The sequence below is a fragment of the Methylobacterium tardum genome (assembly GCF_023546765.1).
Taxonomy (GTDB): Bacteria; Pseudomonadota; Alphaproteobacteria; order Rhizobiales; family Beijerinckiaceae; genus Methylobacterium; species Methylobacterium tardum.
In genome coordinates this window covers 1,162,836-1,188,720 of record NZ_CP097484.1, presented here as the reverse complement: position 1 = coordinate 1,188,720, position 25,885 = coordinate 1,162,836, and the positions used below count along the sequence as shown (strand labels likewise).

General features: G+C 71.5%; 23 protein-coding genes and 1 pseudogene. 16 read left to right on the top strand and 8 right to left on the bottom strand.

The features are described 5' to 3' along the window. Window positions 1-37: 37 nt before the first annotated feature. Together M6G65_RS05720 and M6G65_RS05715 are read right to left on the bottom strand one after the other, a co-directional pair. Window positions 38-997, bottom strand: coding sequence for an NAD-dependent epimerase/dehydratase family protein (locus tag M6G65_RS05720; RefSeq protein ID WP_238197214.1), 960 nt, complete (start codon window positions 995-997; stop codon window positions 38-40). Window positions 998-1,062: 65 nt separating this feature from the next. Then, complete coding sequence (locus tag M6G65_RS05715; RefSeq protein WP_250103684.1) at window positions 1,063-2,289, bottom strand: complex I NDUFA9 subunit family protein; 1,227 nt, start codon at window positions 2,287-2,289, stop codon at window positions 1,063-1,065. Between the two features lie 230 nt (window positions 2,290-2,519). Here M6G65_RS05715 and M6G65_RS05710 point away from each other — a divergent pair, with 230 nt between their 5' ends. Continuing rightward, window positions 2,520-2,714: a hypothetical protein gene (locus M6G65_RS05710; protein ID WP_238197216.1), complete on the top strand. Its 195-nt coding sequence runs from the start codon at window positions 2,520-2,522 to the stop codon at window positions 2,712-2,714. 20 nt (window positions 2,715-2,734) lie between these two features. Here the strand turns inward: M6G65_RS05710 and M6G65_RS05705 are convergent, their stop codons facing one another. From M6G65_RS05705 to M6G65_RS05695, 3 genes and pseudogenes are all read right to left on the bottom strand, one after another. Then, window positions 2,735-3,661 (bottom strand): MBL fold metallo-hydrolase, encoded by a 927-nt coding sequence (locus M6G65_RS05705; RefSeq protein WP_250103683.1) that lies wholly within the window; start codon window positions 3,659-3,661, stop codon window positions 2,735-2,737. Between the two features lie 205 nt (window positions 3,662-3,866). After that, complete coding sequence (locus M6G65_RS05700; protein ID WP_250103682.1) at window positions 3,867-5,060, bottom strand: L,D-transpeptidase family protein; 1,194 nt, start codon at window positions 5,058-5,060, stop codon at window positions 3,867-3,869. A 131-nt stretch (window positions 5,061-5,191) separates the two neighbouring features. Then, window positions 5,192-7,773, bottom strand: a pseudogene (locus M6G65_RS05695) (ABC transporter ATP-binding protein). Between the two features lie 347 nt (window positions 7,774-8,120). Between M6G65_RS05695 and M6G65_RS05690 the strand changes: the two are divergent. From M6G65_RS05690 to M6G65_RS05620, 14 genes are all read left to right on the top strand, one after another. Beyond that, complete coding sequence (locus M6G65_RS05690; protein WP_192709998.1) at window positions 8,121-8,780, top strand: cytochrome c3 family protein; 660 nt, start codon at window positions 8,121-8,123, stop codon at window positions 8,778-8,780. Continuing rightward, on the top strand, window positions 8,777-11,752 hold the full coding sequence (locus M6G65_RS05685) for a TAT-variant-translocated molybdopterin oxidoreductase (RefSeq protein ID WP_238197220.1): 2,976 nt from the start codon (window positions 8,777-8,779) through the stop codon (window positions 11,750-11,752). The genes M6G65_RS05690 and M6G65_RS05685 overlap by 4 nt, the downstream gene beginning before the upstream one ends. A 2-nt stretch (window positions 11,753-11,754) precedes the next feature. Further along, window positions 11,755-13,752 carry a quinol:electron acceptor oxidoreductase subunit ActD gene (locus tag M6G65_RS05680; protein WP_238197221.1) on the top strand — a complete coding sequence of 666 codons (1,998 nt, stop codon included), beginning with the start codon at window positions 11,755-11,757 and terminating at the stop codon, window positions 13,750-13,752. Further along, complete coding sequence (locus tag M6G65_RS05675) at window positions 13,749-14,294, top strand: c-type cytochrome (protein ID WP_238197222.1); 546 nt, start codon at window positions 13,749-13,751, stop codon at window positions 14,292-14,294. The genes M6G65_RS05680 and M6G65_RS05675 overlap by 4 nt, the downstream gene beginning before the upstream one ends. After that, on the top strand, window positions 14,291-15,352 hold the full coding sequence (locus tag M6G65_RS05670) for a hypothetical protein (RefSeq protein ID WP_238197223.1): 1,062 nt from the start codon (window positions 14,291-14,293) through the stop codon (window positions 15,350-15,352). Before M6G65_RS05675 ends, M6G65_RS05670 begins: the two co-directional genes overlap by 4 nt. Next, complete coding sequence (locus M6G65_RS05665) at window positions 15,349-15,837, top strand: hypothetical protein (RefSeq protein WP_238197224.1); 489 nt, start codon at window positions 15,349-15,351, stop codon at window positions 15,835-15,837. The genes M6G65_RS05670 and M6G65_RS05665 overlap by 4 nt, the downstream gene beginning before the upstream one ends. After that, window positions 15,834-16,823 carry a cytochrome c oxidase subunit II gene (gene coxB, locus M6G65_RS05660; RefSeq protein WP_238197225.1) on the top strand — a complete coding sequence of 330 codons (990 nt, stop codon included), beginning with the start codon at window positions 15,834-15,836 and terminating at the stop codon, window positions 16,821-16,823. The genes M6G65_RS05665 and coxB overlap by 4 nt, the downstream gene beginning before the upstream one ends. Beyond that, window positions 16,820-18,496 carry a cytochrome c oxidase subunit I gene (locus M6G65_RS05655; RefSeq protein ID WP_250103681.1) on the top strand — a complete coding sequence of 559 codons (1,677 nt, stop codon included), beginning with the start codon at window positions 16,820-16,822 and terminating at the stop codon, window positions 18,494-18,496. The genes coxB and M6G65_RS05655 overlap by 4 nt, the downstream gene beginning before the upstream one ends. Beyond that, on the top strand, window positions 18,493-19,152 hold the full coding sequence (locus tag M6G65_RS05650; RefSeq protein ID WP_192709990.1) for a cytochrome c oxidase subunit 3: 660 nt from the start codon (window positions 18,493-18,495) through the stop codon (window positions 19,150-19,152). The genes M6G65_RS05655 and M6G65_RS05650 overlap by 4 nt, the downstream gene beginning before the upstream one ends. A 69-nt stretch (window positions 19,153-19,221) precedes the next feature. Then, on the top strand, window positions 19,222-19,464 hold the full coding sequence (locus tag M6G65_RS05645) for an oxidase (RefSeq protein WP_250103680.1): 243 nt from the start codon (window positions 19,222-19,224) through the stop codon (window positions 19,462-19,464). A gap of 79 nt (window positions 19,465-19,543) precedes the next feature. Then, window positions 19,544-20,329: a class II glutamine amidotransferase gene (locus tag M6G65_RS05640; RefSeq protein WP_192709988.1), complete on the top strand. Its 786-nt coding sequence runs from the start codon at window positions 19,544-19,546 to the stop codon at window positions 20,327-20,329. Between the two features lie 163 nt (window positions 20,330-20,492). Next, complete coding sequence (locus M6G65_RS05630; protein WP_192709987.1) at window positions 20,493-21,233, top strand: NepR family anti-sigma factor; 741 nt, start codon at window positions 20,493-20,495, stop codon at window positions 21,231-21,233. Window positions 21,234-21,359: 126 nt separating this feature from the next. Further along, on the top strand, window positions 21,360-21,773 hold the full coding sequence (locus M6G65_RS05625; RefSeq protein ID WP_250103679.1) for a DUF1236 domain-containing protein: 414 nt from the start codon (window positions 21,360-21,362) through the stop codon (window positions 21,771-21,773). Between the two features lie 133 nt (window positions 21,774-21,906). Next, the gene (locus M6G65_RS05620; protein ID WP_238197229.1) at window positions 21,907-22,182 is read left to right on the top strand and encodes a hypothetical protein; all 276 of its coding nucleotides are present in this window, start codon (window positions 21,907-21,909) and stop codon (window positions 22,180-22,182) included. Between the two features lie 4 nt (window positions 22,183-22,186). Here the strand turns inward: M6G65_RS05620 and mscL are convergent, their stop codons facing one another. The 3 genes from mscL to M6G65_RS05605 form a co-directional block, all read right to left on the bottom strand. Next, the gene (gene mscL / locus M6G65_RS05615) at window positions 22,187-22,606 is read right to left on the bottom strand and encodes a large conductance mechanosensitive channel protein MscL (RefSeq protein ID WP_238197230.1); all 420 of its coding nucleotides are present in this window, start codon (window positions 22,604-22,606) and stop codon (window positions 22,187-22,189) included. 109 nt (window positions 22,607-22,715) lie between these two features. Then, window positions 22,716-23,561 (bottom strand): CDP-alcohol phosphatidyltransferase family protein, encoded by an 846-nt coding sequence (locus tag M6G65_RS05610; RefSeq protein WP_238197231.1) that lies wholly within the window; start codon window positions 23,559-23,561, stop codon window positions 22,716-22,718. A gap of 8 nt (window positions 23,562-23,569) precedes the next feature. Beyond that, on the bottom strand, window positions 23,570-24,280 hold the full coding sequence (locus tag M6G65_RS05605) for a phosphatidylserine decarboxylase (protein ID WP_210026541.1): 711 nt from the start codon (window positions 24,278-24,280) through the stop codon (window positions 23,570-23,572). A 673-nt stretch (window positions 24,281-24,953) separates the two neighbouring features. Between M6G65_RS05605 and M6G65_RS05600 the strand changes: the two genes are divergently transcribed. Beyond that, complete coding sequence (locus M6G65_RS05600; protein WP_238197232.1) at window positions 24,954-25,859, top strand: NAD(P)-dependent oxidoreductase; 906 nt, start codon at window positions 24,954-24,956, stop codon at window positions 25,857-25,859. Window positions 25,860-25,885 lie beyond the last annotated feature (26 nt).

The following is a 25,885-nucleotide window of genomic DNA, read 5'->3' as shown; positions in this document are numbered from 1 at the left end:
GCGCCTCTCCCGCGGAGAGGCGCGGGCTGAGGCAGCCTTATGCCTGTGTCGTTCCAGCGCGTGCCCGGGCATCGTCCAGCACCCGCGTCAACGACACGTCCCAATCGACCCGCGGCCGCCAGCCGGTGGCGGCCTGCAGGCGGCCGGCATCGCCGGCAGCGAGCGGGATCTCGGTCGGACGCACCCGCTCGGGAGCAGTCCGAACCTCGAAAGGCACCTGCGCCCGCGTGCGCAGATCCGCGAGCACGCTGGCAATCGTGCGCGGATGGCCCGAGCTGATGTTGAACACGCTCCCGTCCGCCAGCGACTCCGCCCGGCCGATCAGGTCGGCATAGGCCTGCGCCACGTCGGCCACGTCGAGGAAATCGCGGTGGGAGGAGAGATTGCCGACGGCGAGGCTCGGCGGCACCAGCCCGGCCTCGATGCGGGCGATCTGGCGCGCGAAGGAGGCCACAACGAAGCGTTCGTCCTGGCCCGGCCCGATGTGGTTGAACGGCCGCAAGACGACGAGCTTCACGCCGATCCGGGGCAGCAGGTCGCGCAGCAGCTGCTCCCCGACCCATTTCGACCGGGCGTAGGTGTTGCGCGGCAGGGGCTCGGCCGCCTCCGTGAGAGCGTGCCCGGCCAGGAAGGCGCTGCCGTAGACCTCACCGGAGCTGACGAAGAAGAACGTGCAGCCCGGCACGGCCTCGACGGCGGCGACGAGGTTCATCAGGCCGTTGACGTTCACCCGCCACGTCTGTCCGGGCCCGCTGGCGGAGTCGGCCACCGAAGCGAGACCGGCGAGGTGCAGGATCGCAGTCGGCCTGAAGCGGGCCACGAAGCCGCTGAGCGCGGCTTCGTCGAGAAGATCGAGCGTCTCATAGGTAACGCCCGCCGGCAGGTCCGGCAGCATCCCCCGGCCGATTCCCGCCACGCGGTCGCCTGTCTCTGCCAGCAGCGGGAGGACATGGCCGCCGACAAAGCCCGCGGCGCCGGTGACCAGGATACGGTTCACGACCGGTCTGCCGATCCGTGCCGCGCGGGCGGAGCCGCCGCGAGGTCTGGGACAGGAGCTGTCACCTAGCCCAGCTTCCGGGTGCCCCAGCGGACGCCCATGCTGCCCTGCCCGCCCCCCGGCGAACTGCCCGCATCGGCGCCGATCGCCGGGCCCGAGGCGGTCTTCGGCCGATGCTGCGAGCCGGCCGCCAGAGGCTTCGACGTCATCGTGTCGGGCACCTCGGACAGGTTCTCCTCGTCCCGGTCGGTGTTGAATTGCCCCGCCTTGCGGAACGTCCAGAGATAGCCCGGAACCACGGCCTCGGCGGCGGTCGGGGTGATCCCGATACCTTCGAAGGTCCGTCCCTCGGCCTTGGCGGCTTCCGAGACGATGTTGTCGTTCTGGAGCAGGATGACCTGATCGCGGGTGAGCTTCAGCGTGTCGGGCAGGAGGCCGAAGGTCAGGGTATCGGCGATCTCCAGCAGGCGGGCCTGGAGCTTGGCGGCCGGCAGCGGCAGGTCGGCGACGGGGCGCTTCCGCCGGATCGTCTTGAGCATGTAGCGCACGAAATGCTCCAGCGTGCCCACCTCCGGGCCGCCGAGTTCGTAGACCCTGCCGCCGGCCACGGTGCCGTCCACCGCACGGGCGATCGCCTCGGCGACATCGCCCACGAAGGCCGGCTGGAAGCGCGACTGGCCACCCGCCAGGGGCAGGACCGGAAGCGCCCGGGCGAGGCTGGCGAAGCGGTTGAAGAAGCCGTCGCCCGGTCCGAAGATCAAGGAGGGCCGGAACACCACCGCGTCCGGGCAGGCGGCGAAGACCCGCGCCTCGCCCTCCGCCTTGGTGCGGGCGTAGAGCGAGGGCGAGGCCGGATCGGCGCCGATCGCCGACACGTGGATCATCCGTGCACCCTGCCGGGCGGCGGCGCGGGCGATCGTCTCGGCGCCGTCGACCTGCAGCTTGGCGAAGCTCTGCGACCCGGTTTCCTGCAGGATGCCGACGAGGTTGATCAGCACGTCCGAGCGCTCGGCGGCGCGGGTCACCGAGTCGGGGTAGCGGAGGTTCGCCTGGACGGCCACGATCTGGTTGACCTGCCCCAGTGGCTGCAGGAACAGCGCGAGGTCCGGCCGGCGCACCGCGACGCGGATCCGGTAGCCGCGCTTGGCCAGAGCCCGCACGACGTGCCGGCCGAGAAAGCCCGAGCCGCCGTAGATCGTCACGAGCTGGGATTGCGGGCGCAGCGGCCCCGACGCCGTGAGGGGCGCCGTGTCCCGGGACGTGTTCGCAGTCGTCGTGTCTAGGCCGGTCATCGCCTTGGTCTCGGTCCGCGCGCGCCCGGGGGCGCCCTCTCGCGGCCTACTTAGAGCGGGGGGCGCGGGCGTTGCAATCAGGGGCCATCCGATCTTTCTGTTTTGACACCCGCGTGATGAGCGCGGGCCGGCTCCGGGAACGGCTGCCGGCTCCGCGCATTCCTCCGGACCCGTTCAACCCGCCGGACCCTGGACACGGGCCGCGCCGGAGAGGCCCGATGATTGTAGGGATGCTGATCTCTGCGGCGATCGCCGCGTTCGGGCTTCTGGTCGCCCTCGGCCGCATCGGCCATCCGATCGACGCCCAGCTCGTCAGCAATTACGGCTGGAGCATCCTGATCATCGGCGTCGCCCTGTTCGTGCTGTTCGCCGTCCGCTTCGTCACCCGAACGCGCCGGGCGCGATCCCCGCACCATTCCGCCTGACGCGGCCGCTCCGGCGACGCTCAGGCCACCTTGACCCGGCGGCGCATCTCCCGTGCGACGGCGGGGCGGCTCACCGTCCGGGGCGCGCCCACCGTGATGCTCTGGCGCTCCCGGGCGATGAAGGCCGTGGGCATCTCGGCCTGGAGATCGGCCTCCATGTCACGCAGGCTCGTATCGGAGTGCGCCGGGTGGAGGTGGATGATGGCGAGCGCCTTCACGCCGGCCGCCCGCGCCAGCTCGACGCCCTTCTGCCACGTGGAATGCCCCCAGCCCCGGCAGGTCGGGTACTCGCCGTCGGTGAACATGCCGTCGTAGACCATCAGGTCGGCCCCGCTGACGAACCGAACCAGATCCGGATCCGGCCAGGGGTCGCTGTGCTCGATGTCGCTGATGAGGCACAGGCGCCGGCCCTGATGCTCGAACCGGTAACCGACCGAGCCCTGCGGATGGTTCAGCGGGATCGTGTCGACCCGCGCCCCGTCCGGGAAGGTCAGCGTCTGCCCCGCCTCGAACCCATGATGGTTGAAGGTGCAGCACAGCTTGTCGAGCGTAACCGGGAAGAGCGGCGGCGCGAACAGGCGGTCGAGCGTCGGGCCGGCCGATTCGCCGCCGAGGTTGCCGCAATAGGTGTTGATCACCCGGTTGCAGTCGAGGACCGCCGGCTTGAAGAAGGGGAGACCGGCCGTGTGGTCGAGATGCAGGTGACTGAACAGCAGATCGACTTCCTGGGGCAGGTCGGTCCGGTGACCCTGGCCGAGGTTGTAGATACCTGAACCGGCGTCGGCGATGAACATGCGCTGGCCGCAGCAGACCTCGATGCACGGCGTGCTGCCGCCGAACTCGGCGTATTGCGGGCCGCTGACAGGGGTCGAGCCGCGGACGCCCCAGAAGCGGAGGACGAGGTCCTGGTCGGCCGCCGGGAGGATCGGCTCGGAACTGTTGGACATGGCGATCACGAATCTGCGGACAGACGGTCCCGATCCATTATGATCGAAACCCCGTCGCCGTTCCGGGAAGGGAAATGTGAATACGGCAGGCCGACGGGACAGGAGTACCGCGCATCCCCTGCCGTACCATGAATTGGTGTGCCGCGAGCCGCTGTGATGTGCGGCCGCGCACACGGATCGGCCGCTGTCGGGGGTCCCTGCATGCCTAGAGGCTCTCGGCCGAGGCCAGGAGCTCCGGGACAGGGCCGGACAGATTCGGGCGGCCGGTAAGCGGGCCACCGAGTCCGGTCGCCAGCCAGGAGGGCAGTCCGTCGCCGTAGCGCGCCGGCAGGCGGGCGGTGAGCGCGGCGAACGGGTCGGCGGCGCGCAGGTAGGATGGGACGAAGCCCGCCATCCAGCGCGGCGACAGGACGGAATCGGGCGCCGCCCAGGCGGCCCAGACGGATTCGGGCACCGGCCGCGCGGCGCGGTGTCCGGGCACGACCACCACCTCCTGCCCGGCGAAGGCCAGGGCCTCCGGCCGGCTGATGTCGCCGACCGCCCCGCCCCGGGCCGTGTAGGCCGCCCAGAAGGCGTTCTGGCCGCCGTCCGAGTAGGTGGTGCGCACGGCGGGCTCCCCGGCCTCGGCGAGCGCCGTGATCCGTGCCTCCTCCACGGCGCGGCGCGTGGTCACGGCCGCCTCGATCACGGGGTCGCGGGAGGGCGCGAAGGCGTAGCGGCCGGCGACCACCGAGACCTGGAGTTCCTCGCGACTGGCCTCGAACCGGTCGGAGCCGGCCTTGAGCTCGCGCCAGAAGGCGATGTTCGGATCCGTCCGGTGCCGGGCCATGTTCTCCGCGGTCATCCGGAACGGGTAGGACTGGAACTGGAAGGCCGCCTGCCCGCCGTTCAGGGCGTCGCGGGCGATGGCGTAGATCTCGCCGACCGTGCCGTTGGTCATGGCGAAGCAGCCCATCGGCGAGCAGATGCCGTGCACCATCACGGCCGAACCGGTGCCGCCATGGGCCCGGTCGTAGGCATTTGGGTAGCCGACGTCGAAGGACAGGTAGTAGTGCGAGTTCGGGTTCATCTGGCGCTGGGGCACCGTGTAGAACCCCTCCGGGGTCTGTCGGTCGCCGCTCTTGCGCTTGGGCCCCAGCTGGCCGGACCAGCGGCAGATCGGGAACGTCTTGATGAAGACGTAGCCGGACGGTCCCTTCTTCCAGACCTCGATCTCCGATTCCTTCTTGTAGGCCCGGAACAGGACCGGCGAGGCGGCCGTCACGCCCTTCTGCGCCATGAGGGCGAGGGTCGCGCCCGGGATCGGCGCCTCGGCCTTTCCGGCCTGCGCGGCGGCAGGACCGGACAGGGCCAGGAGGGTGAGGATCGCGGCGCGCGGTATCGGGATCGTTCGAGGCATGGACCGTCCGCGCTGGATCAGCCGGGATGGCGCCGGACAGGCACGGCCACCCGGCCTGACCGAGTATTGCGGCGGCCGTGAGGCTGCCGGCCGTGAGCGCGGGTGATCGACGCGTTGCGGCTGGGCCGGTCTCAGGCCGGGGCGGGCTCCCGTTCGAGGGCCGCCGGCACGGGCGCAACCACCGCGCTGTTCTCCACGACGATCACCGCGTCGAACGGCTCGGCGCCCTCGGGCACGCCGGTCTCGGGCAGGCAGACGATGAGGCCGCGCCCGGCCCGCGCCTGCCGCAGCCGGGCGAGGCGGTCGCGCAGGCCCTCGGCCTTGCGCTCGTCGGCGGCGATCGCGACGACCAGGATGTCGGGCTCGCGCGCGAGGCAGCGGGTCAGCTCGATCGCCACCCGCTCGCGGGCATTGATCGCGCCGTCCGCCAGCGCGCCGGTGCTGGGCTGGATCTCGACCTTGCTGTCCAGGCCGAGCCCGTAGACCGAAGCCTCGAGCCCCTCCTCGGCGAGCACCCGGCGCACCAGTTCCCGCACCCGCGGCTCGGCATTGGCCTCGCCGAGGCTGATCCGGCCGAACAGCAGATTCTCCTCCAGGCTGGCGGCGGGATTGACCCGGGACGGATCGTGAAACTCCACGGCGCCCGCGAGATGGGACGGCAGCATCCGGGCGAAGGAGCGTCGCGCCTGGACCAGCCGCGCCTCGAAGGCCGCGTCGATCAGGCCGAAGCGGTGGCGCGTCTCGCTGTAGCGCAGCGCGAGACCGATCAGGCGGATGCGGTCGCGCTGGCCTGCGGGGCCCCGTCGCAGGGCCGCGGCGTTGGGCAGCCGCACCACGAGATCCTCGAAATAGCCGCGCTCCGAGGCCTGGAACAGCGAGTAGGCGTCGAACAGCGGGTGGTCGTTGGGCAGGTCGGCGAAGATCTCCACCGTGCTCCGGGCTACCGACAGGCCGATCTCGGTGAGCGGGCGCACAAGACCCTCGGCCTCCAGCACAGCCCGGAGATAGGGATGGCGGGCGAAGCGCAGCGGCGCGAAGGCGCCGCCCACCGGCTCGCCGAACAGGATGTTCTCGCCGATGCTTGCCTGATGGTTGTAGCGGTCGGGGTCGAACGGTTCGGCGAGGCGCTCGGCTCCCTTGGCGGCGAGCGCCTGCCGCATGGTCCGGCGGGCGGTGACGATCGCGGCCGCGAGCCGCGGCTGGGTCGCCGGATCGAGGCGGCCGGTCAGGCCGCGGGCGTAGACGAAGCCGTCGAGGCCCGTGAGCCGGCTGATCCCGATCAGCGCGATATCGTCCGGGGCGCTCGCCGGATCGGTGCCGTAGAGCAGGTTCTGCCGCAGGGAGCCCGCCATCAGGATCGCCTCCCCGGCCGCGAAGGCGATGCGGCGGGCGCGTTCCGCGGCGTCGAAGGTGCGCAGATCCGCCCCCGCATAGGTGACGGCGCCCGCGGTCGGCTCGACCTGCCCCGCCAGCACCGCCGCCAGGGCCCGGGCGCCGCTGCCGCGGCTCCCGGTGATCGCCACATGTCCCGGCATGGCCACCGCGACATCGACGCCGGCCAGGCGCTCGCCCGTCGCCGGATCGAAGGCACCCACGCCCTGGGTCGCGAGGAGTCCGGATCGGGGCAGCGGCGGCGCGTCGCCGGTCCGGCCCGACCGCATCCTGCGGCCCTCGAGGGACGCGACGATGCGGGCGAGGTCGCGGAACCGCGGACGGACGGCCTTGCGGACGGTCCAGAGACGCGCGCAGATCGCGGCGAGCCAGCCTGCGAGGCCGAAGGCGCCGACCGCGGCCAGGAGGGCGGCCGGATCCACCGGCGGAACCTGCGGTCCCGCCTGTCCGGAGCGCCACAGGGCCGTGCCGGCCGCGATCGCCGGCAGGATCACCGCCAGGGCGAGGGCCGGCGCCCGCGCATAGGCCAGCCGCGCCTCGGAGCGCGCGACGTTGGTGCGCATCGCGGTGACGCGGGCCGCGATGCGCGTCCGCTCCAGGGTGGCCGCCCCGTGGCTGCGCACGGCCGGGAGCCGCCGGACGAGGTCGTTGAGGTTCTCCTCCGCCCGTGCGCTCGTGCGCAGGCGCAAGTCCTGTCGGTCCCGGGCTCGCTCCAGCACCAGCCCGTAGGCGAGACCGACCGCCCCCAGACCCACCACCGCGGCCGGGATGAGCCGGGGCGCGGCGAGGCCCGCGAAGCCCAGCGCCAGAACCAGGGCGGCCAGCGTCATCGCCGGCACCACGATACCGGCGGCGAGCAGCCGGTCGGCCCGCGCCAGAACCTCGCCGACGATCCGGGCGAGATTGCGCGCCTCGTCCCGGGCGCCGGCCGGCGCGTCGAGGATCGCCTGCAGAACCCCCTCGCGGACCGCGTCGGACGCCCGGTTCTGGGCCTTGAAGCACAGGCGCGCCACGCTCCAGCCGAGGACGGCCAGGACCACGGCGCAGACGGCGATGCACAGGAAGGCCTCGCGAGTTCGAGCTCCGTCGGGCGCATCGGGAAGCCGGGTGCCAGCACGAGCTCGCGGCCCGGCAGCGCCACGGCGAGGCGCAGGAAAGGCAGCGTCGGTGCCTCGTCGCGCGGCAGCACGGCGATCAGGTCGCGCAGGCACAGCAGGGCTAGGGCGCAGAGCGGCGCGCCGATCCCGACCGCGAGGGAAACCGCAGTGACGTGGAGACGCCGCGCAGCGCGCCAGGTCAGGACGAGGGGATCGGATTCCATGCGTCTCCGGACGGGATCAGCCGAGGGGCCGGCCGAGGGCATAGGCCTTCGGGGCCGCTGCGGGAAGGGTTGCGGTCCAAGGCCACCGCGCTGCGACATGTCGGCCCGCGCGAGCCACGTTCTGGTCCCGGTCTGGAAGCGCTCTAGGTTAAGAAGGGTGCGGTGCAGAGTCGTCCGGGCGCGGTGACCGCGCTTCGGGGCCACCTCGGGTCGCGCCGGCTGTGACGCGCGCGCGTGCCGGTGCGCCGCCTGAGTTTCGGCCAGGGGCAGAGGGTGGGGCGACGCTTGCGGCGAGGGGCAGAGCAGAACGGGCGGCGCCGGACCGCCGCGACGCGCGGGTGCGCCTGATGGCGCAGCTGTTCACCCCCGGCGCCGACGCGCTCTACCGCCTCGCCCTGATGACCGGCGTGGCCTGCCTCGTCGGTCTGCCGGTCCTGGCGGCCGGGATCGTGCGCTCGAACTACGTCACGGGCGTCGGGGTCGCGCCGGCCCAGCCGCTGCCGTTCAGCCACAAGCACCATTCCGGCGAGCTCGGCATCCAGTGCCGCTACTGCCACACCACGGTCGACCGGGAAGCCACCGCCGGCATCCCGCCGACCCACACCTGCATGACCTGCCACTCGCAGATCTGGACCGGCTCCGAGATGCTCAAGCCGGTGCGCGACAGCTACGCGCAGGATAAGCCACTCGAATGGAAGCGGCTGAACAAGCTGCCGCAATACGTCTACTACAACCACTCCGTCCACGTGACGAAGGGGATCGGCTGCTCGACCTGCCACGGCGACGTCACGTCGATGCAGATGACCTACCGGGCCAACGCCTTCGAGATGCAGTTCTGCCTCGACTGCCACCGGGCTCCGGAGAAGTACGTCCGCACGCCGGATCAGGTGTGGAACATGACCTGGACGCCGCCGGCCGACCAGGCGACCCTGGGCCCGAAGCTCGTGGCCCAGTACCATATCCGCGGCGGGGAGCGGCTGACCGAATGCGGGATCTGCCACCGATGACCGGCGCCCCCGACATCGCGGCCCTGCGCGAAAAACTCGCCGGCGGCGACGGACCGCGCTTCTGGCGCAGCCTCGACGCCGTGGCCGACAGCCCCGAGTTCCGCGCCTATCTGGCGGCCGAGTTCCCGTCGGCGTCCCGGCTCGCCGCCGCCCCGGAGCGGCGCGGCTTCCTGAAGCTGATGGCCGCCTCCTTCGCGCTGGGCGGCCTCACCGCCTGCGGCGGGGGCAGCGGCCGCGACTACGAGGTGCCCTACGTCAACCAGCCCGAGCGGATCGTGCCCGGCACGGACCTGTCCTACGCCTCCTCGGCGGTGTTCGACGGCTTCGGCAACGGCATCCTGGTCACCACCCGCAACGGCCGGCCCCTGAAGATCGAGGGCAACCCCGAGCATCCCTGGAGCCGCGGCGGCACCGACGTGCTGGCCCAGGCCTCGGTCCTCGGGCTCTACGATCCGTTCCGCTCCCAGGCGGTGCAGCATCTCGGCCGGCCGAGTTCCTGGGCGGCGTTCCGGGCGGACCTGCAGGGACGGATGCCGGGCTGGCGCGAGAGCCGTGGCGAGGGCCTCGCCTTGCTCACCGGCCCGGTGACGTCGCCCGGCGTGGCCGCGCAGATCGCGCGGCTGCGGGCCGCCTACCCGGCTCTGCGCTGGTACACCGGCGCCGGCGCCGATCGCGGCGGGATCTACGAGGGCGCCCGCCAGGCCTACGGGCGGCCGCTGGAGACCATTCCCGATTTCGGCCGCGCCCGCACCATCGTGGCGCTGGACGGCGATTTTCTGGATCTCGGGCCCGGCCAGGTCGGCCTGTCGCGGCGCTGGAGCGAGGCGCGGCGCGCGGCCTACGCGGAGGGCCGCCTCCTCACCCTGCACGCGGCGGCGCCGACCCCGACGCTGACCAGCGCCAAGGCGGATCGGGGCCTCGTGGTGCCGGCCGGCCGGCTGGAGGACCTGGCCCGGGAGCTGCTCGCCCTGGCCGCGGGCGGCGCGGCGCCCGGGGGCGACGATCCCGTCGCGCGCTGGACGCGGAATGCCGGGACGGCGCTCGACCAAGCCCGGGGCGCCGGCATCGTCACGGCCGGCCTGACCGCGAGCCCGGAGCTGCACGCCCTGGTCCACCGCCTCAACGGCACTCTCGGCAACACCGGCTCGACCCTGGTCCACACGGCGCCCGCGATGGAGACCGGCGCCGGGACCCTCGCGGAGCTCGCGGAGGCGATGGATCGGGGCGCCGTGAAGGCGCTCGTCGTGCTCGGCGCCAACCCGGTCTACGAGGCGCCGGGCGCCCTCGATTTCGCCGCCCGGATGGCGCGCGTGCCGCTCAAGATCCACGCGGGGCTCTACTATGACGAGACCGGCGCGCATGCCGACTGGCACCTGCCCGCCGCCCACCCGCTGGAATCCTGGGGCGACATCCGGTCCCTCGACGGGACGGTGGGGCTGATCCAGCCGACCGTTGCGCCCCTGTACAACGGCCGGACGCCGGCGGAGATGCTGGCCTTCCTGGCCGGCGGTGAGGGCGGGGAGAGCGGCCAGGACGCGCTGGGCCTGCTCAAGGCGCAGGCGCGGAACGCCGACGAGGACGACGCGGCCTTCGAGACCCGCTTCACGGAGGCCCTGCGCATCGGCTTCTGGGCGGGCAGCGCGCGCCCGGCCGAGACCGTCGCGCTGACGCGGGAGGTCGCGGTCTCTGCGGCCGCTCCATCCCCCGCGCCCGCCGGCGGGGTCGAGGTGCTGTTCCGGCCCGATCCGACGATCTGGGACGGCACCCATGCCGACCTCGCGTGGCTGCAGGAGCTCCCGAAGCCCCTGACCAAGGTGGTCTGGGAGAACGTGGTCGCGGTCAGCCCGCGCCTCGCCGAGCGCGTGGGGGTCGCGACGGGCGACATCCTGCGGGTCGAGGCCGGCGGCCGCGCCGTCGAGGGGCCGGCCTGGATCCTGCCCGGCCAAGCCGACGACACCGTCACCCTCACGCTCGGCTACGGCCGCGACGTGCCGGACCACCTCGCCCGCGGCCTCGGCTACGATTCCGCACCCCTGCGCCCGCCAGGTTCGACCTGGCGCCTCGCTGGCGCCCGGCTGACGAAGACCGGCCGGCAGCGCAAGCCGGTGACCACCCAGCACCTCGGGACGATGGAGGGGCAGGACCTGGTGCGCGTGCAGGCCCTGGGCGCAGCGCCCGCGGGCGACCCGAAGGGCAAGCCGACGCCGGCCTCGTTCTACCCGCCCCCGGAGAGCCAGGACCGATGGGTCGCGGCGCAATGGGGCATGGCCATCGACCTCGACGCCTGCATCGGCTGCAACGCCTGCGTCACCGCCTGCCAGGCGGAGAACAACATCCCGGTGGTCGGACGCGAGGAGGTCGCGCTCGGCCGTTGGATGGGCTGGCTGCGGGTCGACCGCTACTACGCGGGCGACCTCGACGCGCCGACCACGCATTTCCAGCCGGTGCCCTGCATGCATTGCGAGCAGGCGCCCTGCGAGCTGGGCTGCCCCGTCGAGGCGACCCTGCACGATAGCGAGGGCCTGAACCTGCAGGTCTACAACCGCTGCGTCGGCACCCGGACCTGCCAGAGCTACTGCCCCTACAAGGTCCGGCGCTTCAACTACCTCGACTATACCGGCGGCATGACCCCGGTGGAGCAGCAGCAGCGCAATCCCGAGGTCACGGTCCGGTCCCGCGGCGTGATGGAGAAGTGCACCTACTGCATCCAGCGCATCACGGCGGCCCGGATCACATCCGCCAAGGACGCGCACGCGCCGATCCCCGACGGGACCGTCGAGACCGCCTGTCAGGGCGCCTGCCCGACCCGGGCGATCACCTTCGGCAACGTCGCAGACCCGGGCAGCCAGGTTTCAGCCGCCCGCAGGGACGCGCGGGAATACGCGCTCCTCGGCCACCTGAACACGCGGCCGCGCACCACCTACCTCGCCGGGCTCGCCCCCGCCGCCGATCCCAACGGACGGGAGGGCTGAGCATGTCCGGCGCCCTGATCCGGCCCGACGCGACCCTCCCGGGCATCGGCGGCGCGGTCGCGGAGATCCCGCTGACGCATCCCGGTAACCGGCGCTGGTGGATCGCCTTCGCGGGCGCGGCTTCGCTCCTCGGCCTGTTCGCCCTCACCCTCGGCTACCTGCTCTACGCCGGCCCCGGGATCTGGGCCAACAACAACGCCGTCGTCTGGGCGCTGGACATCGCGAGCTACGATTGGTGGATCGGCGTCGCCTCCGGCAGCCTGCTGGTCTCGGCGATCCTGCTCCTCCTCGGCGCGGAGTGGCGCGGGGCGGTGAACCGCGTCGCCGAGACCCTGGCGCTGCTGGCCACCGCGGCCGCCGGCCTCTACCCGATCATCCATCTCGGGCGGCCGTGGTTCTTCTTCTGGAATCTGCCCTACCCCAACACCTACAATCTCTGGCCGCAGTTCCGCTCGCCGCTGCTCTGGGACGCGATCGACATCGTGTCGTTCCTGGTGATCTGTGTGAGCCTCTGGTTCATCGGCCTGCTTCCGGACCTCGCGACGCTGCGCGACCGGGCCCATAGCGAGGCTCTGCGCCAGTTCGACGTTAAGGCGCCGACCCGCAAGCTCGCCCGGCTGCGCGCGCAGGTCTACGGCATTCTCGCCTCGGGCTGGCGCGGCTCGGCGGCCCACTGGCAGATCTGGGTCCAGGCCTACCGGACGGTGGCGCTGCTCGGCGTGCTGCTGGTGGTCTCGGTCCAGACCGGGGCCTCGGTGATGCTGGCGGGCTCGCTGATGCCCGGCTGGCACAGCACGCTGCTGCCGGTGAGCTTCCTGGTCAACGCGGTCTATTCCGGCGTCGGCGTCACGGCGGTGATCGTGATGCTGATCCGCCGCGTCTACGGCCTCGACGCCCTGGTGACCGACCGCCACCTCGACGTGCTCGGGCGGCTGCTGCTCTGCCTCGGCTGCGCCAGCGCCTACTGCTACGCGGCCGAGTATTTCGACACCTTCCTCAACGGCGACGCCGAGGGGCGCGGCGTTCTGGTCCGGCGCATGACCGGCGACCACGCCCTCGTGTCCTGGACGGCGATCCTGTGCCTCGTCCTGCCCGCGCAGATCCTGTGGTCGGCCCGGGCCCGCACGGCGCCGCTCGCCATCGCGACGGTCGGTCTCCTCGTGGCGATCGGCGCCTACGCCGACCACGTCATGGTCCTGGTCGTCACCCTGACCCAGGATTTCCTGCCCTCTTCGAGGCTGCCCTACACGACCGATATCTGGGGCATCGCCACCTTCGCGGGCTCGATCGGCCTGTTTCTGACCCTGCTGCTCCTGTTCCTGCGCTACCTGCCGGCCGTCTCGATCGTCGAGAGCCGCCGCCTCGCCCTGACGGTGTCGCCGGCCGCCCAGGAGGCTGCCCGGATGGCGGCGTCCCGGGCCACGGGCCGCCCGGAGGAGAACCCGGTCACGGCGCCCCTGTGGGGCGTGTCGGCGACCTTCGCGAGCCAGGGCGACCTCGCCGCCGCCCTCCAGGCGGTCTCCGGGATCAGCCCGGATCAGGTCCATCTCGACGGGCACGGCCCGGTGCCAATGCCCCGCACCCTGCGGCCCCTGGGCCTGGAGGGGCGCTCGATCCTGCCCTACGCCCTCGCCGGGGCCCTGCTCGGCGGCTTCGGCTTCTTCGCGCTATGCGTCTACGCCACGGCCTACGACTACGTGTTCCTGATCGGCGGCCGCCCGCGCCTGTCCTGGCCCTCCTTCGTGGTCCCCAGCGTCTCCTTCGCGATGATGGCGGGCTGCGTGGCGATCCACCTCGCGCTCCTCGTGCTCAACCGGCTGCCCCGCCTGAACCACCCGGCCTTCAACATCCCGGGCTTCCTGCGGGCCTCGGAGGACCGGTTCTTCCTCTCCGCGGAGGCGCGGGGCGACCGGTTCGACGCGGCGCGGATCGAGCGGCGGCTCGCGTCCCTGCCGGCCGAGGCCGGGCGCCCCCTCGAGATCCGGCGGATCCCGCGATGAGGCGCGCCACCCTCCGCGTCGTGCCGCTCGTTCTGCTCGCCCTGGCGCCCCTCGCCGGCTGCGGCGAGGCCGACATGGCCGATCAGGCCCGGGCCAAGACCTGGGACAAGAACCCGTTCTTCCCCCGCGAGATCACCATGCGCCAGCCGGTGGCCGGCACCGTGCCGCGGAGCGATCCGGCCCGCGCGGCGCCGCAGCCGCAGACGATCAGCCGGGCGCTGCTCGACCAGGGCCGCGAGCGCTACGGGGTGTTCTGCACCCCCTGCCACAGGCAGGACGGCCGCGGCGCCGGGATGATCGTGGCCCGGGGCTTCCCGCACGCCGGCGACCTCACCGCGGGGCCCGTGCGGGCGGCCTCCGCGTCCGACCTCTACGACGCGATCTCGAACGGCCGGAAGGCGATGTTCGGCATGGCCCAGATGATCCCCTCGGCCGACCGCTGGGCGATCGTCGCCTATGTCCGCGCCCTCCAGCTCAGCCAGGACACCCCGGTGGCGAGCCTGCCCGCGGCGGATCGCGCGCGGCTGGAGGCGACGCCGTGAGGCGCCCCGCCCTGCTCGGCCTCGCCGGCCTCGTCCTCCTGGCCGTCTGCCTGATCGCGGGCGGCTGGCGCGGGGCCGCGGCCTCGTATCTCGCGGCGTGGCTCGTCCTCCTCGCCCTGCCGGTCGGCGCCCTGCCGGTGGTCATCGTCGCCGAGCGCTTCGGCAAGCGGGTCCGGGAGCGCGGCGGCATCGAGATGCTGGCGGGCCTGCGCCGGCTGACGGCTTTGATGCCGGTCGCGGCCGTGCTGGCGCTGCCGCTCCTGGCCGCCGCGCCCCTGCTCTATCCCTGGGTGAGCGCCCCGGCGCGCACGCCCCTGGCCGGCCTGTGGTTCACGGTTCCGTTCTTCGTGGTCCGGGTGATCGTCTACCTCGCGGCCTGGACCTGGCTGTCGCTGCGCTTCGCCAAACCGTTCGACGCGCCCGGCGAAGGGCGGACCGTGCCCGCGGTGGGGCTGCACGCGGTGATCGGCACGCTGTTCGTCACCGACGTCATCGCCTCTCTGGATCCGCGGCTCGATTCCACACTCCTCGGTCTCCTGGTGATGACGGCCTGGAGCGGCCTCGCCTTCGCGGCGGCGATCCTGCTGGCCTGGGAGGAGCCGGAGCCCGTGGGCCGCGGCCGCACAGCGCCCGGGCGGGGACGGCTGGTGCCCCTGGTCGTGCTCCTCGCCCTCTGGGCCTACCTGCACTTCGTGCAGTTCCTGATCGTCTGGTCGGCCAATCTGCCGCCCGAGGTGGCGTGGTACTTCGCCCGCGGCGGCTGGGTCGGGCGGGCGCTGGCGATCGTGGCCGGCGCGGTCGTGGTGCTGGCCGGGCTCGCGACCCTCCGGCCCGGGCGCCCGACCACCCGGATCCTGGCCGGCGCGGCCCTCGCCGTCCACGCCCTGGAGATGTTCTGGCTGGTCACCCCGGCGGTGCGCGACCGCTTCGTCCTCCGGCCGAGCGACGTGCTGGCCGCCGGCGCCGTGTCCTGCCTCGCGGCCGCGCTGCGCCCCCTGATGCGTCCGCGCGCCGACCGCGCGGCCTCCGCCGCCCGCCGCGCCGGGAGACCGGCATGAGCGCGGACGGACCCATCGGCCTGATCCCGGCGATCCTCGCCGGGCTGACCCTGCGCGGCAGCAGCCTGCTGAACGGGCGCCCGCCGCGTCCGGCGGCCAACACCCAGCGCGATCCGAACGATCCCGGCCACGAGACGCGCGACGTCAACGTCCGCAACACCGTGATGGTGATGGCGGGCCTCGCGCTCATTGTGCTGGCGGTTGTCGGCACGATGGTCTGGATGATGAGCACCTTCGCGGCGAGCCAGCGCCGGGCACTGCCCGCCCTGACGCCCCAGCAGACGACGCGGCTGGCGCCGCCGCCGCCGAACCTGCAGGCCGATCCTTTCGCCGATCTCGACCGCGAGCGGGCCGCGACCGCGGCGCATCTCTCCGGCTACGGCTACCGGGACGAGGCCCGCACCCGTGCCCGCATCCCGATCGGGCGCGCCATGGACCTGACCGTCGGCCGCTCCCTCGAACCGGCGGAGCCCGCTGCGCGATGACGCCGAGCCACGATCCCCTCCAGCTCTGGCCCGCCGCGGTCTCCGCCACCGCGACCGAAACGGACCTGCTCATCCTGGCCTTCACGGTGCTGACGCTGCTGCTGACTGTGCCGGTCTTCGTGGCGATTACCTACTTCGCCGTGCGCTACCGCGAGGGCTCGGAGGCGAACCGGAGCCCGTCCGGCATCCGCTCGAACCTCATCGAGATCAGCTGGATGCTGATCCCGTTCCTGCTGACGCTGATCTTCTTCGTCTGGGGCGCGCGGCTGTATGTCCACTCGAAGAACCCGCCCCCCGACGCCATGGTGGTCGAGGCGATCGGCCGGCAATGGATGTGGAAGTTCCAGCACCCGACCGGCCAGTCCGAGATCAACAACCTGCACCTGCCGATCGGCCAGCCGATCCGCCTGCACATCATCAGCCAGGACGTGATCCACGCCCTCTACCTGCCGGCCGTGCGCCTGCAGGTGGCGGCCCTGCCCGACCGCTACACCGACCTGTGGTTCAAGGCCGACAAGGTTGGCACCTACCACCTCTACTGCTCGGAATATTGCGGCACCGACCATTCCGTGATGGGCGGCGAGGTCACCTTCATGAACCCCGGCGACTACCAGGACTGGCTGACCCATGCCGGCGCGCAGCAGGGCAAGGTCGCGGCGGGGCGCGCCCTCTACGAGGCCTATGGCTGCGCCGGCTGCCACGAGCCCGGCTCGGCCGTGAAGGCGCCGAGCCTCGCCGGCCTCTATGGGAGCCAGGTAAAGCTCGCCGATGGCCGCACCGTCACGGCCGACGAGGGGTGGCTGCGCGAGAAGATCCTGAACCCGAACGGCGACCGGCTCGCCGGCGGGGGCAAGCAGATGATGCCGAGCTTCGCCGGCCGGATCCCGGCGGACGAGCTCACGACGCTGATCGATTTCCTCAAATCCTACGCGAGCCCGGCCGCCGGCAAGGCCGCGGACGCGACGCCGGCGGGGGCGACACGATGAGCGCATCGGGCAGCATCGGCGGCACCGCCCGCCGCGAACCCCACGCCCCGGAAGCCACGATCGGGCGCAAGGCCGATTACCTGCACGCCGAATCGACCCTGCGCTCGTGGTTCCTCACCACCGACCACAAGCGCATCGCGCTCCTCTACCTCGCGTCGATCACCGGCTTCTTCGTGATCGGCGCCCTGGCGGCGGGCGTGGTGCGCCTCGCGCTGATCGTGCCGAACGGCGCGATCATGGCCAACGACACCTACAACAAGGCCTTCACCATCCACGGGGTGGTGATGGTCTGGTTCTTCCTGATCCCGTCGATCCCCGCGACCTTCGGCAACTTCCTGATCCCGCTGATGATCGGGGCCAAGGACCTCGCCTTCCCGAAGCTCAACCTGACGAGCTGGTACGTGTTCATGGCGGGCGCCCTGTTCACCCTGGTCTCGGTGGTGCTGGGCGGGGTCGATACCGGCTGGACCTTCTACGCCCCGCTCTCGACGGCCTTCTCGAACACCTGGGTCCTGCCGGCGCTGATCGGCGTCACGATCGTGGGCTTCTCGCCGATCCTGACCGGGCTCAACTTCGTGGTCACGATCCACACCATGCGGGCGCCCGGCATGACGTGGTTCAAGCTGCCGATCTTCGTCTGGGCGCACTACGCCACCAGCCTCATCTTCCTGCTCGCCACACCCGTCATCACCACCGCGCTGATCCTGCTGATCATGGAGCGCGCCTTCCACATCGGCGTGTTCGATCCGGCCTATGGCGGCGACCCGGTGCTGTTCCAGCACCTGTTCTGGTTCTACTCGCACCCGGCCGTGTACATCATGGTCCTACCCGGCATGGGGGTGATCTCCGAGATCGTCCCGGCCTTCGCGCAGAAGAAGCTGTTCGGCTACCGCTTCGTCGCCTACGCGTCGATCGGGCTGGCCTCCGTGACCTTCTTCGTCTGGGGCCACCACATGTTCGTCAACGGCCAGAGCGATCTGGCCTCGCTGGTCTTCTCGGCCCTGTCCTTCGCGGTCGCGGTGCCCTCGGCCGTGAAGGTCTACAACTGGACCGCCACGATCCATAAGGGCGCGCTCCGCCTCGACACGCCGATGCTCTACGCGATGGGCTATATCGGCCTGTTCGTGCTCGGCGGGCTGACCGGCCTCTACCTCGCCACGCTCGCCATCAACCAGCACATCCACGCGACCTACTTCGTGGTCGCCCACTTCCACTACATCATGGTCGGCGGCACCGTGCTGGCGTTCCTGGGCGGCCTGCACTTCTGGTGGCCGAAATTCACCGGCCGGATGTACAGCGAGCCCTGGGGCCGGGTCTCGGCGCTGCTGATTTTCCTCGGCTTCAACGTGACCTTCTTCCCGCAATTCATCCTGGGCTATCTCGGGATGCCGCGGCGCTACGCGACCTACCCGGCCGAGTTCCAGCTCCTGAACGTGCTGTCCTCGGCGGGCGCCACGATCCTGGCGGCGGGCTACCTCTTCCCGATGCTCTACCTCGTCTATTCCCTGTGGTTCGGGCGCAAGGCCCCCGCCAACCCGTGGAACGCGAAGGGGCTCGAGTGGGAGACGTCGTCCCCGCCGCCGACGCACAATTTCCTGTCCCCGCCCGAGGTGCCGCGCATCCCCTACGACTACCCGATCCAGGCCCAGGAATCCCGGGACCAGCACGGATGAGCGAGCGGCTGGCCGACGGCGTCGGGGTCGCCCGCGCCGAGCATTTCGAGACCGTCGCCCAGCAGCGCGAGGCGGCGACGCTGGGCATCTGGGCGTGGCTGATCACCGAGCTGCTGCTGTTCTCGGCCCTGTTCCTGGTGGCGCTGATCACCCGGATCCAGCACCCCGAGGCGACGGTCGCGGCCGCCAAGCACCTCAAGTTCTGGATCGGCGCCACCAACACCGTGGTGCTGATCTGCTCCTCGCTCACCATGTCGATGGCGATCGAGTTCTCGCGCATGGGCTGGCAGCGCGCCATGGTCCGGGCCATGCTGGCGACCGCGGCGCTCGGCGGCCTGTTCCTCGTGCTCAAGGGCTACGAGTATTACGCCGACTGGGACGAGCACATGATGCCGTTCCTCAGCAACCGGCCGTTCGCCCTCGCCGAGACGCCGGCGGCGCGACTGTTCGTGAACCTCTACTACGTCGCGACGCTGCTCCACGCGCTGCACCTGTTCACCGGCATCGCGCTCCTGCTCGGCATGACCTGGATGGCCGCCAAGGCCGGGTTCCTGTCGCGGCACCAGAACTGGATCGAGGTCTACGGCCTGTACTGGCACTTCATCGATCTGGTCTGGATCCTCGCCTTCCCGATCCTCTACGTGGTGAACCGGTAGGATGCGCTCCCCCTCGCCGCCCTGGGCGCCGACGACCGCGCCCTGCTCCGGAAGCGCCTGCGGACCCCGGTGCTCACCTTCCTGGCGCTGCTCGCCCTGCTCGCCGTCAACGTCACGCTGGGCGCCACCCTCCCCTTCGCGCAGGTCTGGATCGCCGAGCTCGCCGTCGTCGCCGTGATGGTGGCGCTGATCCTCCTCGTCTCCATGGAGGTGATCCACGAGCCGCCGCTGATCCGGCTGTTCTCGGGACTCGGCTTCTTCTGGGTCGCCATCATGGTCGGCATGACCCTGACCGACTATCTCGCCCGCTGAGCCCGCGCGAAAGCCGTTGTCGGGACCGCGGAACACTCCTAAACGTCGCCGCTTCCCCGCAGAGCCCGGCTGAAACACGATGTGCGAACTGCTCGGCATGAGCGCCAACGTGCCGACCGACATCCGCTTCTCGTTCGCGGGCCTCGCCCGGCGCGGCGGCGAGACCGGGCCGCACGCGGACGGCTGGGGCATCAGCTTCTACGACGGCCGCACCTGCCGCAGCTTCCACGAGCCGGAGCCGAGCGCCCGCTCGCAGCTCGCCCGGCTCCTGCGCGACATGCCGATCAAGAGCCGGATCGTCGTCGCCCATGTCCGCAAGGCCAACCGTGGCCGGGTCAGCCTGGAGAACACCCACCCGTTCGCCCGGGAATTGTGGGGCCGCCGCTGGACCTTCGCGCATAACGGCCAGCTCAAGGGCGTGAAGCGCCTGCCGCTCGGCGGCTTCATGCCGATCGGGTCCACCGACAGCGAGCACGCCTTCTGCTGGATGCTGGGACGGCTCCAGGCCCGGTACAAAGCCCTGCCCCGGCCCGAGACCCTCGACCGGGCGGTGGCGGACCTCGCGGGCGAGCTGCACGCGCTCGGCGTGTTCAACATGCTGCTGACCGACAGCCGCACCCTCTACGCCCATTGTGGCAAGCGCCTCTGCTACCTGACCCGCCGTGCCCCCTTCGGGAAGGCCACCCTGATCGACGAGGACTGGCAGGTGGATTTCTCCGAGGAGACCACCGAGCACGACGTGGTGACGGTGATCGCCACCCAGGCGCTGACCCGGGACGAGTGCTGGACCGACCTCGCCCGCGGCGATGTCCTGACCCTGCGGGACGGGGCGATCCGGCTGTTGCGGCCGGCCAACTTAGCTTAAGTGTAGTTTGCCCGAGGGTGCATGCCCGCCCCCGATGCGCTAGAACCCCGGTAACAGGGGCGCATCGGCCGGACTTCTCCCCCGGTTCAAGCCGGCAAGCGCTCCGCCTCGACCCTCTCGGGACCGCAGGTCGAGCCACGATGAGCTGACGAGCGCGATACGCATGACCCGCGACGACACCGATACCGTCCTGTCCCAGGAGGACGGGACTCGGGATGGCCGCCCGAACCTCGCCCCCGGCATCCGGACGCATCTCGGGGAGCACCTGCGCACGGTCTACGACCGGATCGGCGAGGAGACGCTGCCGTCCCGGTTCGCCGAACTGATCGAGAAGCTCGAGGCGGCGCTCCGGGCCCGCGGCGAGGCGATCGAGCCGGAATTCCGCAACGGCCTGCTCGCCGCGGTTCCGTCCCTGCGCGCCTTCGCGCTGTCGCTGACCTCGAACCCGGCCCGCTCGGACGACCTCGTGCAGGACACCCTGCTCAAGGGCTGGCAGCACCGCGCCCGGTTCCAGCCGGGGACCAACCTGAACGCGTGGCTGTTCACGATCCTGCGCAACATCTTCTACTCGGATCACCGCAAGCGGGTCCGCGAGGTCGAGGATCAGGACGGGTCCTACGCCGCCCGCCTCGCCACCGCCCCGCACCAGGGCGACCGGCTCGACGTCGAGGATCTGCAATCGGCGCTTGCCAAGCTGCCGCCGGACCAGCGCGAGGCCCTGGTTCTGGTCGGCGCCGAGGGCGTCTCCTACGAGGAGGCCGCGGCGATCATGGGCTGCAAGGTCGGCACCGTTAAGAGCCGCGTCAGCCGCGCCCGCGGCCGGCTCGCGGAGCTGTTGGGCTACGACGAGGAGGATCTCGGCTCCGACCGGTTCATCCAGTCGGCAATGCCCAAGGACGCGTAGCCGCTTCGCCGGCTTCCGGCCACCGCGCTGCAAAAAAGGATGCATCCGAAACCGGGGATCGGGCGTTACCGGCCCGAGCTTCGCCGCGTCTCCGCGGCGGAACACCACGGAACGGAGAAATCCCGTATGACCTTCAAGACCCTCATCGCCGCCTCGGCTCTGGCCCTGTCGCTGCCGCTGGCCGCCCAGGCCCAGGGCACGATCCCGGGTGCCGAGCGCGGCGCGGCCGCGGGTGCCGATGCGGCCGGCCCGATCGGCGGCATCGTCGGCGGCGCGGTCGGTGCGGCCACCGGCACAGTGGGCGGCATCCTCGGCGTCGACATGGCCCCGCGCTTCCGCAGCTACGTCCGCGAGCGGAACGTCCGCTCGTACGATTATGACGGCCGCGTCGCCGTCGGCTCGACCCTGCCGGCCTCAGGTGTGACCTACTACGACGTGCCGAGCGAGTACCGCGTGCAGCCGGGCTACCGCTACACCGTGGTGAATGACCGCCCGGTGCTGGTCGACCGCAGCCACCGCATCGCCGAGGTCATCGACTAACATCCCGGGCCGGTCCAGCACCGGCCCACCAGCCCCCGGAGCCTGTGCTCCGGGGCCTTCCCCCAGAGGCGGCCGCCGGCGCAACGCTTCATCCGTCCGGCCGTTGATAGGCGGTCCGACCCGTGAGGCGATCATGAACGACGATCCCAATACGCCGAGTAAATCGCTGCCCGAGCCCGTGCGCGACCATCTCGGCCAGCAGCTGCGCGGCGTCCTGCCCGTAGAGGCCGACAAGCCCCGCTTCCTCGGCGACGATCCGGTGCCGGAGGTGTTCGAGCCGCAGATCCGCCGGCTCGAGACGCGCCTGAAGACCCACGAGGAAGGCACCGGCGCCGTCGGTCAGGCCCTCGACCAGATCCTCGACGCGTTCGGCGTCAGGCCCGAGGACACCGACAAGCGCGCCGGCTGAGCCTTCAGATTCGGGGCTTCGTCGCCAGGAGGTCGCGGATCTCCGAGAGCAGCTTCACGTCGGCCGGCACCTCGTTGGGCTTCTTGGCCTCGGCGTGCTGCAGCTTGTTCATGGCGCGGATCACCAGGAACAGCACGAAGGCGACGATCAGGAAGTTCAGGGTCAGCGTCAGGAACTGCCCGTAACCGATGACGGCGCCTTGCTTTTTGGCATCCACGTAGGGCAGGCCAGCCTGCACCTTGGACGAGAGCGGGATGTAGTAGTTCGAGAAGTCGAGACCGCCGGTCGCCGCGCCGATCACCGGCATGAAGATGTCTTGAACCGCCGAGTTGACGATGGCCCCGAAGGCCGCGCCGATGATCACGCCGACCGCGAGATCGACCACGTTCCCGCGCAGCGCGAATTTCTTGAATTCTTCGAGCATCCGCCAGCCCCCGCCGATTGCTGCCAAGATAGGGGCTGGTGCCGGGACGGCCAGGGCCTGGTACGGAGCCCACCGCTTCGCTCCGTTCGCGAAGCCGGCGTGCGGCCCGCTAGACCGGTCCGACCGGATTGGCGGCCGCCGTCCCCTCCCCGGTCGCGGCGGCCAGCTCCGCCTTGGCCCGGCGGCGGTATTGGGCGGCGACGACCGGGATGGTCAGCAGGTAGCCGGCACTCACCGTGACCAGCGCCTCGAAGGGATAGCTGATCAGGATGCCGAACGCCGCGACCCCGAACAGGAAGATCGGCAGGACGAGGCTGCGCGGCACCCGCTTGCCCATGGTCTTGCCCGAGTAGGTCGGCACCGTGGAGACGACCATGAGGGCGATGCACAGGACGTAGATCAGGATCGCCGGCGCGGCCCACTTCTCCAGGCCGAACCCGAGGAAATGCAGGTAGAGCGGCAGCATCGCGGTGAGCGCCCCCGCCGGCGCCGGCATGCCGACGAAGAAGTCCTTCTTCCAGTCGGGCCGGTTCGGGTCGTCCAGCATGGCGTTGAAGCGGGCGAGCCGCAGCGCCATGGCAATGGCGAAGATCAGCGCCACGATCCACCCCACCGACTTCAGGTGGAACAGCACGAAGCCGTAGAGGATCAAGGCCGGGGCGCAGCCGAAATTCACGAAGTCGGCGAGCGAGTCGAGTTCGGCCCCGAAGCGCGAGGTGCCCTTGAGCAGCCGCGCCACCCGCCCGTCGATGCCGTCGAGGACGCCCGCCGCCACCACGGCGATGACGGCGGGCTCGAACTTGCCCTCGAAGGCGAGGCGGATCGCCGTCAGCCCCAGGCAGAGCGCCATCAGGGTGATCATGTTGGGCGCGATCATCCGGAACGGCACCGGCTTGAACCGGCGCGGGCGCGGCTCGTTCGGATCAGGCGCGAAGGGCGGGAAGAGCTCGTCCATTGTCCGCCTCAGATCCGCTTGAACACCCGGTCCGGGCCGCCGCCGAGATCGGCCAGGACCGTCTCGCCGGCCACCGCCTTCTGGCCGAGCCCGACTAGCACGGTCGCGCCCGCCGGCAGGTAGACGTCGACCCGCGAGCCGAATCGGATCAGCCCGAACCGCTCGCCGACGCCGAGCACGTCCCCCGCCGAGACGAACCCGACGATCCGCCGGGCCACGAGGCCGGCGATCTGCACCACGCCGACGCGCTTCGCCACGCCGGCATGGCTGGTCTCGATGACCATGCCGTTGCGCTCGTTGTCGTCGCTGGCCTTGTCGAGCTCGGCGTTGAGGAACAGGCCCGGCGTGTAGTGGATCTGGCCGATCCGGCCCGCTACCGGCACTCGGTTCACGTGGCAGTCGAACACGTTCATGAACACCGAGACCCGCAGGGTCGGCACCTGCGGCAGATCGAGTTCGGGCGGCGGCAGGACGGTGGCGATGAGGTTCACGCGCCCGTCGGCGGGCGAGACCACGAGCCCGTCCGCCACCGGGGTGACGCGCTCCGGATCGCGGAAGAAGTAGCAGACCCAGAGGGTGAGGATCAGGAAGATCCAGCCGAAGAACTGGGAGAAGTAGCCGGCCAGCACGGTCAGCACGATGCCGATCAGGATGAAGGGATAGCCCTCCTTGTGAATCGGCACGAGCGTCCGGCGGATCGTCTCGATCAGGTCGGTCATTGTTTTTTCGGACTCACGGGGCCGCGGGCTGGCGGACAGGTCGGACGCGCGGATGGCAGCCCGTCGGGCCGGCGTCAACTTTCCAAGGGTCGCGGGCCGCCGCGCCGCCAGTCCCGGACGTCGGCGGCGCGGGCGGGAAGCCGGCCTCCGGGCCGCTTCAGCGTCGCCGGAGACCGAGGGCGCATGCCGGGGAGCCGTAAGGCAATGCCGGTCTTTACAAGCCTCCCGTCATCCCGGGGCCGCGTAGCGGAGCCCGGGATCCAGACCCGCCGGCGCGGCAAGGTCTGCACCACCGGCGGCTCTGGGTTCCGGGCTCCCCTGCGGCGCCCCGGAACGACGGCGCGGGGTATGGGACCGGCAGGGAGGTGCCGCATCTCGCGTCATGCGTGATCGTCCCCGGCCGCCTTTGGCGCCGGGGGCATGACCCGGATCGCCGATCCGGCGATCGCGTCCGCGCCTCACGCCGGATTGGGCCATCTTGCTCGTGTCCGGTGCGCACGGCGCGCGGAGGGGCAAGGTGGAGTCGATGCATGTGCCGCCGGAGCCGCCTCGACGCCGCTGTGGCGGAGGCCTACGGGTGGCCGACCGATCCCGCCGACGCGCGGATCCTGGCGCGGCCCTCGCCCGTGATCAGGAGCGTGCGGCGGCCGGGCGTTAGGACAGGGACACCGCCATGGTCGGACGCATCGCCCTCCTCGGTCTCGGCGCCATGGGCCATCCCATCGCCCGCAACCTCGCGGCCAAGCGCGCCACCGAGGCCGAGACGATCGTCGCGGTGGATTCCGATCCGGCACGCCTCGCCGGCCTCGACGCGCCGGGCCTCGTCGCCACGGCCGATCCGGCGGCCATCGACGGCGCCGAGGTGCTGTTCCTGTGCCTGCCGAACGGCGACGTGGTCGAATCGGTCCTGCTCGGCGCGGGCCGGCTCGCCGAGCGGCTGGCGCCCGGGGCGGTCGTGGTCGATCTCAGCACCATCGCGCACGCCAAGGCCGTGGCGATCGGTCGGGCCCTGGAGGCGACCGGGCGGCGCTTCATCGACGCCCCGGTCTCGGGAGCGCCCGCCGGCGCGGAGGCCGCGACGCTGACCGTCATGTGCGGCGGCGATGCCGAGGCCATCGCGCAGGTGCGCCCGCTGCTGGAGCGGATCGGCACCCGCATCCTCCACATGGGACCGGTCGGGGCCGGCCAGCTCACCAAGACGATCAACAACGTGCTCTACGACATCAACATCGCGGCGCTCGCCGAGGTGCTGCCGATGGCGGTCGCCATGGGGCTCGATCCCGATCAGATCGCCGCGGTGGTCACCACCGGGACGAGCCGGAGCTACGCGTCGCAATATTTCGTGCCCCGCATCCTGCAGGGGCGCTTCGACGAGGGCTACCCGCTGGGCGCGGCCTACAAGGACTTGGTCGCCGCCGCGGCGGTCGCCGCGGAGAACGGCTTCCCCATGCCGGTCACGGCGGCCGCCACCGCTACCTACCAGACGGCGCTCCGCCAGGGCCACGCCGACAAGGACAAGGGCGCGATGGTGCTGCCGTTTGAGGACCTGCTCGGGGTCAGGGTGCGATCGGGCCGGTAGGGCCGGATCCACCCCTGGACGACCCG

Coding starts and splice junctions, on each gene's coding strand:
- M6G65_RS05715 (WP_250103684.1), bottom strand. CDS start 2,289: ATGACCGGCCTAGACACGACGACTGCGAACACGTCCCGGGACACGGCG.
- M6G65_RS05710 (WP_238197216.1), top strand. CDS start 2,520: ATGCTGATCTCTGCGGCGATCGCCGCGTTCGGGCTTCTGGTCGCCCTC.
- M6G65_RS05705 (WP_250103683.1), bottom strand. CDS start 3,661: ATGTCCAACAGTTCCGAGCCGATCCTCCCGGCGGCCGACCAGGACCTC.
- M6G65_RS05700 (WP_250103682.1), bottom strand. CDS start 5,060: ATGCCTCGAACGATCCCGATACCGCGCGCCGCGATCCTCACCCTCCTG.
- M6G65_RS05690 (WP_192709998.1), top strand. CDS start 8,121: ATGGCGCAGCTGTTCACCCCCGGCGCCGACGCGCTCTACCGCCTCGCC.
- M6G65_RS05685 (WP_238197220.1), top strand. CDS start 8,777: ATGACCGGCGCCCCCGACATCGCGGCCCTGCGCGAAAAACTCGCCGGC.
- M6G65_RS05680 (WP_238197221.1), top strand. CDS start 11,755: ATGTCCGGCGCCCTGATCCGGCCCGACGCGACCCTCCCGGGCATCGGC.
- M6G65_RS05675 (WP_238197222.1), top strand. CDS start 13,749: ATGAGGCGCGCCACCCTCCGCGTCGTGCCGCTCGTTCTGCTCGCCCTG.
- M6G65_RS05665 (WP_238197224.1), top strand. CDS start 15,349: ATGAGCGCGGACGGACCCATCGGCCTGATCCCGGCGATCCTCGCCGGG.
- coxB (WP_238197225.1), top strand. CDS start 15,834: ATGACGCCGAGCCACGATCCCCTCCAGCTCTGGCCCGCCGCGGTCTCC.
- M6G65_RS05655 (WP_250103681.1), top strand. CDS start 16,820: ATGAGCGCATCGGGCAGCATCGGCGGCACCGCCCGCCGCGAACCCCAC.
- M6G65_RS05650 (WP_192709990.1), top strand. CDS start 18,493: ATGAGCGAGCGGCTGGCCGACGGCGTCGGGGTCGCCCGCGCCGAGCAT.
- M6G65_RS05640 (WP_192709988.1), top strand. CDS start 19,544: ATGTGCGAACTGCTCGGCATGAGCGCCAACGTGCCGACCGACATCCGC.
- M6G65_RS05630 (WP_192709987.1), top strand. CDS start 20,493: ATGACCCGCGACGACACCGATACCGTCCTGTCCCAGGAGGACGGGACT.
- M6G65_RS05625 (WP_250103679.1), top strand. CDS start 21,360: ATGACCTTCAAGACCCTCATCGCCGCCTCGGCTCTGGCCCTGTCGCTG.
- M6G65_RS05620 (WP_238197229.1), top strand. CDS start 21,907: ATGAACGACGATCCCAATACGCCGAGTAAATCGCTGCCCGAGCCCGTG.
- mscL (WP_238197230.1), bottom strand. CDS start 22,606: ATGCTCGAAGAATTCAAGAAATTCGCGCTGCGCGGGAACGTGGTCGAT.
- M6G65_RS05610 (WP_238197231.1), bottom strand. CDS start 23,561: ATGGACGAGCTCTTCCCGCCCTTCGCGCCTGATCCGAACGAGCCGCGC.
- M6G65_RS05605 (WP_210026541.1), bottom strand. CDS start 24,280: ATGACCGACCTGATCGAGACGATCCGCCGGACGCTCGTGCCGATTCAC.
- M6G65_RS05600 (WP_238197232.1), top strand. CDS start 24,954: ATGGTCGGACGCATCGCCCTCCTCGGTCTCGGCGCCATGGGCCATCCC.